Below are 13896 nucleotides of genomic sequence, written 5' to 3' on the forward strand. Positions count from 1 at the left end.
ATCATTTCAGATAGGCCCGCGGCAACGCGCCGGCCGGTTGCATGTAACGCTCGCGCAACTCGGTCTGGCGTGAGCGCATCGGCATGTCGCGACCACCCAGCCACACCTGCTCGGCGTAGTGGGCGACATCCAGCGGGTCGCCTTCCCACAGCACCAGGTCGGCCTGCTTGCCGACCGCAATGCTGCCGATGCGATCGGCCACGCCGAAGATCTCCGCCGGCACCCGGGTCAGGCCGGCCAGGCCGGCTTCCCACGGCAAGCCGTTGGCTACCGCATTGCCGGCCAGTTGGCGCTGTTTGCGCGCGTTATGCGAGGCATCGCCACTCTGGGCAAAGCTGACCTCCACGCCGGCCGCGCGTAGCCGTGCGGCGTTTTCCAGCGTCGCACCGATCTGGTCGAAGGTGGACGGCAGGTCCGCCAGCGCATCCACCAGCACCGGCACCCGGGCCTGCGCCAGTTGCGGCGCGAGCTTCCAGGCCTCGGCACCACCGGCAATGGCGATGCGCACTTTTTCGCGCTGCGCCCAACGCAGCAACTGGCGGATGTCTGCGGCACGCTCCACCTGCACCACGATGCGGCCTTGCCCGGCCAGGTACCTGGCCAGCACACTGCGGCCGACCGGGGTCAGCAGCGCATGCGGCGAGTCGGCCGGCACGCGTCCGCGCGCTTCGGCCACCAGTTGGTCGAGCAGCATCCATTGCGCGGCGCGCGAGCTGCCGGTGAGATCGGACGCCGCCGCACCGATGCGGATGAACAGGGCATGCGGGCCGAGCGGGTCCGGGCTGCCGTCCAGCCGCACCACGCCGCCTTGCCCGGCGATGAAGGCACCGCTGGTGGTCGCGCCCAGCGCGGTGAAGCCGATGCCTTCCACGCGCGCCACCGGCACCAGCACCGAATCGGGGTTGTAGGCCAGGGTGACGTCGAATTCCGGACGCATCGGCTGGTCGCTGAGTTTGACGCCGCTGTCCACGGTGCTGTCTTCGCCGGAGACTTCTTCGATGCCGATCTCGGTGATGCCGCCGAACAGGGCCGGCGTCAGCGGGCGGTCCCTGGCCTCGACCACGCGGCCATCGGCCGGCACGGCCAGGTTGCTGCCGATCGCGCGGATCACGCCGCCCTGCACCAGCACATCGGTATTGCGCAGCGTGCCTTGTGCGGTGGCGGTATGTACGGTCGCGCCACGGATCAGCACCTGCTGGCCGAATGCGGGCAATGCAAGCACGGCCAGGACCACCGCGGAGATCACGCGCAGGCGCGGGCGCATTCCAGTTGTGCGGCTCATCGCGCCACCTCCTGGCCGAGCATGAAGTCCGACACCGGCTGCAGGTGGCGATCGTGGCGGTCGTAGACCTGCGCGCCGTCGATATAGACCTGTTCGGCCAGCGCGTAGGAGCTGAAGGGATTGCCGTTCCACACCACCATATCGCCCATCTTGCCCGGCTCCAGTGCGCCGGTCTGCTGCTCGATGCCAAGCGCCTTGGCGGCATTGCTGGTGAGCCAGCGGATCGCACGCTCGGGTGGAATCTCCATCCCGCTGCGGCGCGCGTTGGCGAGCACCTTGGCCGCTTCCTGATTCAGGCGCTGGATGCCTTCTTCCGAATCCGAATGCACGATGGCGCAGCTGTTGGCCGGCCTGTCGACCAGCGCGATGTTTTCCTGGATGCCATCGAAGGCTTCCATCTTGAAGCCCCACCAGTCGGCCCACAGCGCACCGCAAACGTTCTCCTGCGCCAGCCGGTCGGCCAGCTTGTAGGCCTCCACGCCGTGATGGAAGGCGGCGATGTGGAAGCCGAACTCCTTGGACAGGTCGAGCATGGTCGCCATCTCGTCGGCGCGGTAGCAATGGATATGCACGCGGATGTCGCCGTTGATCGCGCCGGCCAGCGTGTCGAGCTTGAGATCGCGCTTGCCGCCGGCGTCGCCGCTGCTGTCGTTGTCGCCGCCGCGGCTCCACCAATGGCGCTTTTTCGCAGTCTTTTTCTTCGGTGCATTCTTCTGCAGGTACTCGGCCGCGTCGATGAAGGCGGCACGGTAGCCGGCCACGTTGCCCATGCGCGTGCCGGGGCCGCCCTTCTGGCCGTACACGCGCTTGGGGTTCTCGCCGCAGGCCATCTTCAGGCCCCAGGGGGCGCCGGGGAACTTCATGCCCTGGTAGGTGGTGGAGGCGACATTCTTGAGGGTGACGCCGCGTCCGCCGATCAGATTGGCCGAACCAGGCAGTACCTGCAGCGAAGTGACGCCGCCAGCCAGGGCGGTGCCGAAGCCGGGATCCTGCGGCCAGATCGAATGCTCGGCCCACACGTTCGGCGTCACCGGGGCGGTCATCTCGTTGCCATCGCTGTGCGCGCTGACGCCGGGGCTGGGATACACGCCCAGATGCGAGTGCACGTCGATGATACCGGGGGTCACCCACTTGCCGGTGCCGTCAATGCGGCGCACATCGGCCGGCGCCTCCAGCCCGCGCCCGACCGCGGCCACCTTGCCGTCGCGCAGCAGCACGTCGGCGTCGTCCAGCCGCTGGCCGGTGCCGGTGAGCACGGTGGCGTGCTGGATCAACACCGGAGCGGACGCGAGCGCACGGTAGGTGCTGGGATAGGGGTCTTGCACGAAACGCGATGCCGCAGACACAGGACCGCACAGCACGGCCGCGCCGAGCGCGGCGAACAGGATGGAACGCATGGATTTCCCCGGTGCAACGAAAACGTCAGCCGCAAACCTAGCGGCCGGCGGCATGCTTGCCAAGTGCTGCACCGTCGGCGGCGGCGGGCTCATCACATGCGCCAGTGCATGCTATGCCGTATTCGTCAGGGAATACGTCGATGATCGTCAAGTCAGAGCGCAACAAACAGGCCGATGTGGTGCTGGCTTTCTGGGAACTGGCCGGCTCGGCCCGCTGGTTCACGCACAACGATGCGTTTGATGCCAACTTCCGTCAGCATTTCAGCGAGCAGCACTTTGCAGCGGCGCGTGGCGAGTACGCGCACTGGATGGAACGTGCCGAAGATGCGCTGGCCTTGCTGATCCTGCTCGACCAGTTTCCGCGCAACGCGTTCCGCGGCAGCGCGCATGCCTACGCCACCGATGGCCTGGCGCTGTCCTGCGCCAGGCAGGCAATCGCCAGCGGCTTCGATCAACAGGTGTCCGCGCAGTTGCGGCTGTTTTTCTATCTGCCGTTCGAGCATGCCGAAGATCTGCAGGAGCAGGCGCGCTCGGTGCAGCTGATCACCGCGCTGGACGATGCAGAAACCACGCGCTGGGCCGTGGAGCATCAGCAGATCATCCAGCGCTTCGGACGCTTCCCGCATCGCAATGCGGTACTGGGGCGCGAGACCACCGCCGAAGAGCAGCAGTTTCTCGATGACGGCGGATTTGCTGGTTGAGGGAGGCGACGGTTGTGGCCTGCCGCGGTTGCACGCCGCTGTGGCTTTCCCGTGCTGCACATTGCGTATGGGCACGCGGATCGAGCGGGCGATCGATGCGATCAGTTGATGGCGCACATGCGCGCGCTGTCGCGCGTTGATCGACATCGTGCGGCGGTGCAATCACACCGATGGTCTTGCACCGGCGATGCGAATGACTTGCGCGGCGGCGAGTTGCGCTCTTCCGGATCCGGTGCGTGCCGCAACGTGACGCCCATACCGCTGCGGGCATCGGCCATCGCGCGGCAATCGCTCAACAGCCGCCCATCAAGGCTTCCGAACGCCAGTGCGTGCCTTCGCCGAGCAGCAGGTAGAAGCCGTAACTCTCGTAGCCGCTTTCCGACAGCACGAAGTCGAGCGTGCCGTTGCCGTCGATATCGCCGAACTGCAGCAGGTGCGTACGCAGTGGCAGGTCTTCGCAATCGTCGCAGCCACTGGCCGCGCTGCCCTTGCGGAACTGCCAACTGCTGCCGTCATGCTCGAAGATCGCAAGCACGGCCAGGACACCGGTCGGGTTGTCCGGGTTGCCGGTCCTGGTCGGGTGATGGAAGGTCAGCACGGCCACGCGTCGCTGCGGCTGCCGCGTGTCGGTCACGATCTGCAGCGCCGCCAGATCCTGCGCACGATCGGCAGGGAATGCCGTCAACGCCTGGGCCAGCGCCGCCGGCTTGACGCTGCTGCGCAGCTGCGCAGCTGCGCAGTCGCGCCGGCCTGGCGCAACAGCTCGGCCTGTTCGGCAGCGGTGGCGTTACGGCTGGCAAAGCGCTTGCCTGGATTGAGATCCACCGTCGATAACAGCGGCGAATCGGACAGCGTGCTGGTGCCCTTCAAGCGCAGTCTTGCCGTGCCGCCGCACATGCTGTTGTCGTCGACGCTCAGCGACGCAAGCCGCACGGTACCGCTGGACACGCCCGCATTGAAGACCTGCAGCGGTTGGCTCAGCAGCGACCTGGGCATGCTGGACTCCTTCGCTACGCCGCTGCCCAGCCACACCGGAATGTATTCCAGTGGGTCTTCGCCCGGCTGGTTGTCGTAGGTCTGTACCAGCATGACCGCGCGTGCCGGCTCGGCGGCCTGTGCGGCCAGCGGCACCAGCGCGGCCAGTGCAAGAGAGAGCAGGCGGGTGTGCATTGCAGCGACGTCCTTGTGCATATCGATCCATGAAAAAACGGACGCTCGGTGGAGCGCCCGTTCGGGGTGTGCACTGTAGCAAACGCGGCTAAAAACCTGGCCGGCGATTGCAGCGGGCCATCGCCGGATGCGGATTCCCGCCACCGGCTGTGCCGTCTGGCTTGCTCAGTACTTGGCCACGCCGTTGTCCACCTCGTCCGACCAGGCGTCGATGCCGCCGGTGACGTTGTAGACGTTGCTGAAGCCCAGGCTGCGGAAGTGCTCGGCCGCCTGCAGGCTGCGCCCGCCGCGGTGGCACAGGAACGCCAGCGGGGTGTCCTTGGGCAACTGCTCGATGGCGGCGCGCTCGTGCGCGTCCAGCGTGCGGAACGGCGCGGCAACGCTGGCCAGGGCACGTTCGTCGGCCGGGCGCACGTCCACCAGGGTCAGCGTACCGGCCTTGATGCGGTCGTCGGCATCGCGCACCGACAGCTCCTGCACCGGCTTGGGCGCATTGGGGTTGTCGATGGCCAGACCACGGCCGCGGATGTCGTCCACCCAGTCGATGGTGATGCCGTCGGCGCGGCGGGCGCTGGCCAGATCGAACTGCACGCGCAGGCCGTTGGATTCGGCCGCGATGGCGTTCGGGTTGGTCGGCGCCAGCTGGAAGTTCGGCTGGAAGTTGGCATCGATGGCCAGCGTCAGCGAGGCATCCGGCGCATCGGCCAGCGCGCCCTTGAGCATCTCGACCGCGGCCGGGGTGATGGTGATCTTGGGCGGAGTCCGGTCTGGCGCCTGCAGGCCCAGCATGCTGCTCAACTCGCCGCTATCGGCCATCTGCAGGATGATGTCGCTGCCGCCGATCAGCTCGCCGTCCACATACAGCTGCGGAATGGTCGGCCAGTCGCCGTAGGCCTTGATGCCTTCGCGGATCTCCTGGTCGGCCAGCACGTTGACGTGGGCATAGTCGATGCCCAGACCGTCCAGCACGCCAACCGCCTTGGCCGAAAAACCGCACTGCGGTATGCCTGGCTGGCCTTTCATGAAGAGCACCACACGGCTGGATTGCAGCAGCGTATCGATGCGGGAACGCAGGGCGGGATCGAGGGACATGGCAGCACTTCGGTCAGATCGTGGAGTCCGGGCATTCTACGCCGCATGGCATCATGCGGCATGACCACGCTTCAAACGCTGTATCGCATCCCCTCGCACCCGTACCGCTGGGTGGGCCTGCTGGCCCTGTCGCAGGCGGCGGTGGCGCTGCTGTGGTGGCATCTGGGCTGGGCCTGGGGCGTGCCGGCGTTGCTGGTGTCGCACGCCTTGTTCGTGGTGCCGGTGTTCCTGCCGCGCGCGCGCCTGTACGCGCCGGTGCTGGCGCGCCTGCCGGGCCGCGCCCCGCAGGTGTGGCTGACCATCGACGACGGCCCCTCCGACGACACCCCGGCGATGCTGGATCTGCTGGACGCCTACGATGCCAAGGCCACGTTCTTCGTGGTCGGGGCGCGCGCCGAGCAACGGCCTGAACTGGTGCGCGAGATGGTGCGCCGCGGGCATGGCATCGGCAATCACAGCCATACCCATCCGCAGGCCTGGTTCTGGGCGCTGGGCCCGCACCGCATGGCGCAGGAAATCGGCCAGGCACAGCGCGTGCTGGCCACCATCACCGGGCAGGCGCCGCGGCTGTACCGCTCGGTGGTGGGCATGACCAATCCCTTCGTCGCCTCGCCGCTGCGTGCGCACGGGCTGACCCGCGTGGCCTGGAGCGCGCGCGGTTTCGACGGGGTGCGTTGCGAGCCGCAGGCCACCGTGGCCCGCATCGTGCGCGACCTGCGCCCCGGCGCCATCGTGCTGCTGCACGAAGGCGCCGCACACGGCCACAACCTCACCATCCTGCGCGGCGTGCTGGAGGCGATGCACGCGCGCGGCCTGGCCGGGCGGCGTCCGCTCTGAGGTCCTGCGCACGGCGTGGCCGATGGCGTGGAAGCGGAGCGTGCGTTGCCGGATCCATCGCCCCTGTCGTCGGGAACGCGCTGGTGCGACGCGTCTTTTTTGTTCGCCGGATTGCCCGGAGCTGGCGCTCCTGAGTTCCGGCGTCGACCCGCGCATGTATTGACAGCGATTTAACGCGGATCGAACATGCGCCCCCAGCCAGCAAACGGTGCGCGCCTTCCGATGGCGCTGCCGACGCCAGCCTCAATAGCCGTCATCGACGGCCATATTCGCTCTTGAGGCTGACCCCATGTCCCATCGCATCGTCCCTGCGCGCGTGCTTGCGCGTGCGGATCTCCGTTCGCCGCAGCTCCCGCTGGCGTACTCCCTGCTGGCGCTGGCTTGCGCATGGCCATTGGCGGCTGCGGCGCAATCGAGCACGCGCGACCCGGTCGATCTGGACCGCCTGCAGATCGAGGCACACCGCGGCGCCGCGACCGAAGGCAGCGACTCCTACACCGCCGATGTGGCGCGCAGTTCGACCAAGCTGGAGCTGTCGCTGCGCGAGACGCCGCAGTCGGTGGTGGTGGTGACACGCCAGCAGATCGTCGACCGCAACCTGCAATCGCTGCAGGACGTCACCGACACCGTGGCCGGATTCAACTCGCCGACCTGGGACACCGAGCGCACCTACATCAACGCGCGCGGCTTCGAAGTGGACTATTACCGCATCGACGGCATTCCCACCGACTACACCGGCGATGTGCAGCAGAACATGGCGATCTACGACCGGGTGGAAATCATCCGCGGCGCCAACGGCCTGACCACCGGCGCGGGCAGCCCGGCCGCGTCGATCGACCTGGTGCGCAAGCATGCCGACAGCGATGTGTTCACCGGTCGGGTCGATCTGTCGGCAGGGCGTTGGGACCGCTATCGCGGCACCGTCGACCTGCAATCGCCGTTGAATGCCGCCGGCAACGTGCGTGGGCGGGTGGTTGCCAGCGACGAGGACAAGCAGTCGTTCCGCGATTACTACAGCAAGCAATCGTCGCTGTTCTACGGCATCGTCGATGCGGATTTCAGCGATGCCACCAGCGCCTACATCGGCATCAACAAGCAGCGCAACGACGGCCGCGGCACCACCTGGGGCGGGGTGCCGGCGTACTTCAGCGACGGCAGCCGCACCGATTTTGCACGCTCGGATGCGTTCACGCCGCGCTGGGCGCGCGGCGTGGCCGACACCACCAATGCGTTTGCCGGGCTGACCCATCGCTTCGACAACGGTGCGCAGCTGCACGTGGAATATTCGCATCAGCGGTTCGAAGCCGATTGGAAGTCGGTGCTGTTCGGCTACTTCGATTACCCGGACCGCCAGACCGGCCTGGGCCTTGCCAACACTTTTGGCGGGCGCTATCCCGCACTCACGGCGCAAAACAGCCTGGATGCCTACCTCAGCGTGCCGCTGACCTGGTGGGGCCGCAACCACGAACTGGTCGCCGGTGCCACCTGGATGAACCGCAACGTGCGCAGCTGGTCCAACGGGCCGCAGCCACCGCAGGTGCTGACGGCCGAAAGCGTCTATGCCTGGACCGGCAGCATGGCGCAGCCGCAATGGACGCCGCTGGTAAAGGGCGAAGAACGCGACGTGCGCCAGGTGGCCGCCTATGCCGCCGGCCGTTTTAGCCTGACCGACGCGCTCACTGCCATCGTCGGCGCACGCGTCACCGACTGGAAGAACACCGATCAACTGGTGCCGGCCAATACCTACGAGCGTCGCGGCCGCACCACGCCGTACGCCGGCCTGATCCTGGACGTGGACGACCACCATTCGCTCTACGCCAGCTACACCGGCATCTTCAAGCCGCAAAACAATCGCGACCGTAGCGGGCGCTATCTCGCCCCGTTGGAAGGCAACAGCTACGAGGTCGGCGCCAAGGGTGAATACCTCGGCGGCCAACTCAACGCGGCGCTGGCGTTGTTCCGTATCGAGCAGGACAACCTGGCGGTCAACGACCCCGGACAATTCGTGCCCGGCACCACCAATCAGGCTTTCCTGGCGGCGAAGGGCACGGTCAGCCAAGGGGTAGAATTCCAGCTCGATGGGCAGCTCTCCGAGCAGTGGCGGATCGCGTTCGGCTTTGCCCAGTTCGATGCCAACGATGCCAGCGGTGTCGACGTCAATCCGACCAGCCCGCGGCGCGAGGCTACCCTGTTCACCAGCTGGCAGACCGGCCCATGGCGCGTGGGCGGTGGCCTGAGCTGGCAGTCGGCCATCCACGAATTGATGTCCGGGCCACAGGGCACAACGCAACGGCTGACCCAGGGCAGCGTGGTGTTGGCCAACGCGATGGCACGCTACGACATCAGCCAGGCATGGTCGGCGCAGCTCAATGTGCGCAACCTGTTCGACCGTAAGTACTACGCCAACATCGTCTATCAAAGCCAATTGATCTACGGCGACCCGCGCGATGTGGAGCTGACGCTGTCCTGGAAGTTCTGAGCTTGCTCCAGACGACAGGCTTTGGCGGCAAGGATGCCGCCACTGAGCCTCCACGCACGGATTCACGGCGTGTCCCGCTAGCGGCGAGGGCGCCGCGCACTTGGCAAACCAGGCCTTTGCCTGGATCCAAACGGCGCGGCGACTCGATCACTTGGTTGTCTCGAAGTGATTGGTTAGCGCGGATGGATCAGTTGTAGAGCGGCTGCTCTGCGACTTCGCTGCAGGGTCCTTGCCCGCCCACCCTCGCAGGACACGCCGCAAGTACGTCCGTGTAGGCTCTTACGCGGCATCCATGCCGCGTAAGGTCCCGCGACGGTGGGCGGACAAGGACCAGTCGAGAGCGTCGGTATGCATGGCAAGAGCAGGAACGGCGGCCGGCGGGTCAGATGCAGCGGTGGTTGCATGGACCTTGTGCGATCTGGACGACGTGGTCTGATTTCCGAACAACACGTTCCGTCGAAGGCGGGCAGCAAGTTGATTGGGTTTGCCCCTATCGCTAAATAGCCATGCACCCATGCATGCAAGCGACCAAGCCGCTGCGTTAAGTCACCTCGCATAGGTCATCTCGGTTTTGCGGTTGCATCAGCGTACGACCAACTTTGGAGGCGTGATGTCCTTACCGGTTCCGGGACCCTTGGCGGCATGGATGCCGCCAAGGAGCCTCCATGGATGGATTCACGGCGTGTCCCGGAAGTGGTGAGGGCATCGCGCCCTCGACCCACCGAGCTTTTGATTCAAGCTGCTGATCGCGCCTAAACGACGCCATCGCTTTAAGTCTTGATTGCTTGCTGCGTTGTGTATTGGGGCTTGTAAGGTGCGATAGATCAGCGGTAGAGCGGTGTATCTGCTGTTTGGCTGTTTGGCTGCAGGGCCCTTGCCCGCCCACCGTCGCGGGACACGCCGCAAGTACGTCCCTGTAGGCACTTACGCGGCATCCAGGCCGCGTAAGGTCCCGCGACGGTGGGCGGGCAAGGACCCGTCGAGATGGTCGGTGTGCATGGCTTTCAACAAGGCAACCAGCGGACTCTCTGGGGCGTGGGACACCGCGCTTGAACAACGTGGCCCGGGATCATCCGCTTGACGTCAACAGCGGCTGTCAAAACGACTGCGCGGCCGGTGCCCGATGCGGCATGTGCTACGCGCACACCCTGGTTACTGCGTGCCGTCCACATCCGTCCGGCGACCGCGCGTTACGTCTTGTCAGCCGTTCTAAAGCGAGCCAGGCACGTTGTGCACTGCCTCAGCGCGGCTCGGCCACGATCAACCAGTTGTTGAATGGCGTGTTGCCGTATAACGGCGCAAACGTTGCGCGCAGACCGGCGGCATCCAGCTGCGCCTGCAGGCTGTCGCGGGTGGGATAGCTGCGCGGCATGCGCTGCATCCAGCCGCTCAGATGCGCCAGCACATCGGTCACGCGGCTGGTGCGGCCACGGCTGCTGGCATCGCCCAATGCGCTGCGGATCACCAGCTTCGCGCCCGGCGTCAGCATCTGCGCCACGCTGCGCAACAGGCTGGCCTGCATGTCGGCCTGCAGATACTGCAGCACGTCCAGAATGGTCACGCTGCCGCGGTGTTGCGGCCAGGCCACGCTCAGATCGACCACGGCAAACTGCGTATTGCCCAATGCCGAGCGCTGCGCGATGTGTTGCGCGCGGCGAATCTTGGACGCGTCCACATCCACCCCGTGATACGCCAATGCCTGGCCATCGGCACGCAATGCGTGCGCGAGCAGGCCCAGCCCGCAGCCCAGATCCAGCACGGGCGCGGTGGTGCTGCGCAACTCGGCCAGCACGCCCGGATACAGCGGGTCGGTGCGCAGCTTGGCCTGGGTGTAGTAATAGTCGTAGCGATTGCCCAGCGGATGCGGCGGCAAAAACGCGCGCGCGATCGCCAGCGCCTGCGCGCGGCTCATGGGTTGGGTAGCGGTGCTGTGCAATGTCGTTCCTTGGCAATGAGGATTGGTGCGCGGCTAGCTTGGGGCCTGCTAAGGCGATTGGGGCTGCTCACGCGTGGCGTGGTCCATCCCGATCGCGTTGGCAGCCGCTATCGCATCGCGCGCCGCTGGCAGTGCCAGTGCGGTCCAGCGCGCATACATGGCGCCGGAGGGATGCAGGCCATCGTCGACCAGCATGTCGGCAGCGTCGCCGCCATCGCGGCTGGTGGCGGTGATGTCGACAAAGCGCACCGAGCGCGCGGCGCAGCGTTCGGCGGCTACGCTGTTGAAGGCATCGATTTGTGCGCCGATCAGTGGCGCATCGCCGCCCTGCGCATGCGCAAACGGAGTCAGCCCCCAATCGGGAATCGACAGCACGAACACGCGTGCCGCAAGCCCGCCGGCGAACCCGATCGCACGCTGCAACAACGCATCGAACTGGCTGCGGTATTCGTCCAGCGAGCGTCCGCGGTATTGATTGTTGACACCGATCAGCAGGCTCACCAGCTCGAACGGCCCCTGCGGCGCAGCGGCATCGAGACCTGCCTGCAGCTCGTCGGTGGTCCAGCCGGTGGTGGCGATGATCTGCGGCGGCGCCACATTCCAGCCGTAGGCACGCAAACCGTCGACCAGTTGCACCGGCCAGCGCTGCTCGGGGGCAACGCCTTCGCCGATGGTGTAGGAATCGCCGAGCGCCAGATAGCGCAGCGGCGTGCCGGCCGCCGCCATCAGGCCACGCTGCGCGACTTGAGCGGCACGACCTTGGTGACCGCCTCGGCGCGGCGTGCCAGCGCACGGTCGATGCGTGCGAAGACATCGCGCATCACCGGCGCTTCCGGCATCAGGGTCACGCGGAAGTGGTGGCGGTAGGGCACGTTGAAGCTGGAACCCGGCACCACCAGCACGCCTTCCTCGTTCATCAGGTCGAGCGCGAATTCATGGTCGTCGAAGTTGCGTGCGGCCGGGCCGACCACCGCCGGGAACGCGTACAGCGCACCGGCCGGCGCCACCAGCGACAGGTGCTCGCTGGCCGCGCAGGCCTCGATCACCGCACGGCGGGTTTCGTACAGACGGCCACCCGGCGCGCACAGCGCCGAGATGGTGTCCGGCCCGTTGACTGCCGCGTCGATGGCGTACTGGCCCGGCACGTTGGCGCACAGGCGCAGCGCGCCGAGCAGGTCCATCGCGTTGCGCAGGTCGTTGATGCGCGACTGCTCGCCCGACAGCAGCGCCCAGCCCACGCGCCAGCCGCAGGCGCGGTGCACCTTGCTCAGGCCGCCGAAGGTGATGCACGGATGCGCACCGGCCAGCGGCGCCACTGGCACGAAGGCGGCGTCGTCGTAGAGCACCTGGTCGTAGATCTCATCGACCATCAGCAGCAGGTTGTGCTTGCTGGCGATGGCCACGATGCGCTCCAGCAGTTCGCGCGAATAGCTGGCGCCGCTGGGATTGTTCGGATTGATCAGCACGATGGCGCGGGTGCGCGAGGACACCAGCGTCTCGATTTCCACCGGGTCCGGCTGGAAGTCGTTTTCCGGGGCGCAGCGGTAATACACCGGCCGGCCATCGTTGAGGATGGTGGCGGCCGACCACAGCGGATAGTCGGGCGAGGGCACCAGCACTTCGTCACCGGGATTGAGCAGCGCACGCAGCGACAGGTCGATCAGCTCGCTGACGCCGTTGCCGACGAAGATGCGGTCCGGATGCGCATCCGGGTGCTGGCGCCGCGCATACGCGGTGGCGATTGCCTCGCGCGCTTCCGGCAGGCCTTGCTGATGGGTGTACGGATCGGTGCGGCCCATGTCGTCGGCGATCGCGCGCTGCAGATGCTCCGGCGCACGGAACCCGAACGCGCCTGGATTACCGATATTGAGCTTGATCAGTTTGCGGCCCTGCGCCTCCAGCTCCCGCGCTCGTCGCGCCAGCTCGCCCCGGATTTCGTAGCGGACTTCGGACAGACGCTCGCGGATGGCGAGCGGCTTTTGCGGGGCAGTGGACATGCGACGGGCCGGTTGTAGGCGTGAGGCTTGGCATGGTAGCGGAAATATGACAGGCGGACATGCTTGCATCGGCAACGATGTCAAGCCGCTGGCAGGCGTCAGCGGCTGGTCGGAGAGGCAAGGTCCTGGTCACCGTGGGCACACAATCAAGTGATGGCGTCTCAGCCTCGGAGACGCTTGATTGAGAAGATTGATTGAAGTCGAGGGGTTGGCTGATTGACAGCTTCTTAACATCTTCAGATTCTATTCCATCACTTGAGTCCGGCTTGGGCTCGACAGCAAGGAACGCGTATGTCAGGGGGAAGTGCGTCGCTCTCGTTAGTCGAGGGCGGCTCGTCGGTGCAAGACCGACCGGATCTGGGACTACAGGGGCTGGTCTTGCTAGCGCAATTTCATGGGGTTGCCGCCGACGCGGTGCAGCTGGCGCATGGGTTCGGACGAGGCGGCGAGCCGTTCGACGAAACCACGTTGCTGCTGGCCGCCAAGCAGTTGGGGCTGAAAGCCAAGGTCGTGGCCCAGCCGGCCGCACGGATCGGCATGGCCGCGTTACCAGCGCTGGCCCTGGTGCCGGATGGCGATGCCTTTATCGTCGCCAAGGTAAGTGCGGACCAGATCCTGATCCACGATCTGGTCGAAAAACGTCCGCGCTCCATCTCGCCCACCGAGTTCGAGGCTCGTTACCAGGGGCGGTTGTTGCAGTTGGCCTCGCGGGCTTCGGTGCTGGGCGACCTGGCCAAGTTCGACTTCAGCTGGTTCATTCCCGCAGTGGTGAAGTACCGCAAGTTGATGCTCGAGGTCTTCATCGTCTCGTTCTTCATCCAGCTGTTCGCGCTGATCACGCCACTGTTCTATCAAGTGGTGATGGACAAGGTGCTGGTGCACAACGGCCTGACCACGCTGGACGTGATCGCGATCGGGCTGGTCTCGATGGCGGTGTTCGACGTGCTGCTGTCCGGACTGCGTACCTACGTCTTCGCCCACACCACCAGCAAGATCGATGTGGAA

The 13896-nt window shown here is 66.3% G+C and carries 10 protein-coding genes, 1 other RNA gene and 1 pseudogene; 5 read left to right on the forward strand and 7 right to left on the reverse strand.

What is annotated here, in order from left to right:
• Position 1: 1 nt before the first annotated feature.
• Both AC1KVE_RS12365 and AC1KVE_RS12370 read right to left on the reverse strand, forming a co-directional pair.
• Positions 2–1282 carry an amidohydrolase family protein gene (locus AC1KVE_RS12365; protein WP_481092135.1) on the reverse strand — a complete coding sequence of 427 codons (1281 nt, stop codon included), beginning with the start codon at positions 1280–1282 and terminating at the stop codon, positions 2–4.
• The gene (locus tag AC1KVE_RS12370; protein ID WP_046344279.1) at positions 1279–2679 is read right to left on the reverse strand and encodes an amidohydrolase; all 1401 of its coding nucleotides are present in this window, start codon (positions 2677–2679) and stop codon (positions 1279–1281) included. The genes AC1KVE_RS12365 and AC1KVE_RS12370 overlap by 4 nt, the downstream gene beginning before the upstream one ends.
• Before the next feature lie 140 nt (positions 2680–2819).
• Here AC1KVE_RS12370 and AC1KVE_RS12375 point away from each other — a divergent pair, with 140 nt between their 5' ends.
• Complete coding sequence (locus AC1KVE_RS12375; protein ID WP_024938947.1) at positions 2820–3380, forward strand: DUF924 family protein; 561 nt, start codon at positions 2820–2822, stop codon at positions 3378–3380.
• 292 nt (positions 3381–3672) lie between these two features.
• Here AC1KVE_RS12375 and AC1KVE_RS12380 read toward each other — a convergent pair.
• Positions 3673–4550 (reverse strand): annotated as a pseudogene (locus tag AC1KVE_RS12380) (hypothetical protein).
• A 165-nt stretch (positions 4551–4715) separates the two neighbouring features.
• The gene (gene grxD / locus AC1KVE_RS12385; protein WP_481092136.1) at positions 4716–5642 is read right to left on the reverse strand and encodes a Grx4 family monothiol glutaredoxin; all 927 of its coding nucleotides are present in this window, start codon (positions 5640–5642) and stop codon (positions 4716–4718) included.
• A 45-nt stretch (positions 5643–5687) separates the two neighbouring features.
• On the opposite strand from grxD, the gene AC1KVE_RS12390 reads away from it, so the two are divergent.
• The 3 genes from AC1KVE_RS12390 (at position 5688) to AC1KVE_RS12400 (ending at position 10164) form a co-directional block, all read left to right on the forward strand.
• Entirely contained in the window at positions 5688–6479 is a 792-nt protein-coding gene (locus tag AC1KVE_RS12390; protein WP_226427434.1) for a polysaccharide deacetylase family protein, read from the forward strand.
• Positions 6480–6768: 289 nt separating this feature from the next.
• Complete coding sequence (locus tag AC1KVE_RS12395) at positions 6769–8958, forward strand: TonB-dependent siderophore receptor (RefSeq protein WP_481092137.1); 2190 nt, start codon at positions 6769–6771, stop codon at positions 8956–8958.
• A gap of 1130 nt (positions 8959–10088) precedes the next feature.
• A non-coding RNA gene (locus AC1KVE_RS12400) (sX9 sRNA) lies at positions 10089–10164 on the forward strand.
• A gap of 34 nt (positions 10165–10198) precedes the next feature.
• On the opposite strand, the gene AC1KVE_RS12405 is transcribed toward AC1KVE_RS12400, so the two are convergent.
• From AC1KVE_RS12405 to AC1KVE_RS12415, 3 genes are all read right to left on the reverse strand, one after another.
• Positions 10199–10870: a methyltransferase gene (locus AC1KVE_RS12405; RefSeq protein ID WP_003483442.1), complete on the reverse strand. Its 672-nt coding sequence runs from the start codon at positions 10868–10870 to the stop codon at positions 10199–10201.
• 72 nt (positions 10871–10942) lie between these two features.
• The gene (locus AC1KVE_RS12410) at positions 10943–11620 is read right to left on the reverse strand and encodes an SGNH/GDSL hydrolase family protein (protein WP_102251297.1); all 678 of its coding nucleotides are present in this window, start codon (positions 11618–11620) and stop codon (positions 10943–10945) included.
• The gene (locus tag AC1KVE_RS12415; RefSeq protein WP_047129295.1) at positions 11620–12891 is read right to left on the reverse strand and encodes a pyridoxal phosphate-dependent aminotransferase; all 1272 of its coding nucleotides are present in this window, start codon (positions 12889–12891) and stop codon (positions 11620–11622) included. The genes AC1KVE_RS12410 and AC1KVE_RS12415 overlap by 1 nt, the downstream gene beginning before the upstream one ends.
• 291 nt (positions 12892–13182) lie before the next feature.
• Between AC1KVE_RS12415 and AC1KVE_RS12420 the strand changes: the two genes are divergently transcribed.
• A partial coding sequence (locus tag AC1KVE_RS12420) for a cysteine peptidase family C39 domain-containing protein (RefSeq protein WP_481092138.1) occupies positions 13183–13896 on the forward strand: 714 nt, incomplete at its 3' end.

This window comes from Xanthomonas sp. NCPPB 2864, assembly GCF_056675615.1.

What these genes read in the sequence shown, in the direction of transcription:
- AC1KVE_RS12370 (WP_046344279.1), bottom strand. Translation starts at nt 2,679, where the DNA reads ATGCGTTCCATCCTGTTCGCCGCGCTCGGCGCGGCCGTGCTGTGCGGT.
- AC1KVE_RS12405 (WP_003483442.1), bottom strand. Translation starts at nt 10,870, where the DNA reads ATGAGCCGCGCGCAGGCGCTGGCGATCGCGCGCGCGTTTTTGCCGCCG.
- AC1KVE_RS12410 (WP_102251297.1), bottom strand. Translation starts at nt 11,620, where the DNA reads ATGGCGGCGGCCGGCACGCCGCTGCGCTATCTGGCGCTCGGCGATTCC.
- AC1KVE_RS12415 (WP_047129295.1), bottom strand. Translation starts at nt 12,891, where the DNA reads ATGTCCACTGCCCCGCAAAAGCCGCTCGCCATCCGCGAGCGTCTGTCC.
- AC1KVE_RS12395 (WP_481092137.1), top strand. Translation starts at nt 6,769, where the DNA reads ATGTCCCATCGCATCGTCCCTGCGCGCGTGCTTGCGCGTGCGGATCTC.
- AC1KVE_RS12375 (WP_024938947.1), top strand. Translation starts at nt 2,820, where the DNA reads ATGATCGTCAAGTCAGAGCGCAACAAACAGGCCGATGTGGTGCTGGCT.
- AC1KVE_RS12365 (WP_481092135.1), bottom strand. Translation starts at nt 1,282, where the DNA reads ATGAGCCGCACAACTGGAATGCGCCCGCGCCTGCGCGTGATCTCCGCG.
- AC1KVE_RS12390 (WP_226427434.1), top strand. Translation starts at nt 5,688, where the DNA reads ATGGCATCATGCGGCATGACCACGCTTCAAACGCTGTATCGCATCCCC.
- grxD (WP_481092136.1), bottom strand. Translation starts at nt 5,642, where the DNA reads ATGTCCCTCGATCCCGCCCTGCGTTCCCGCATCGATACGCTGCTGCAA.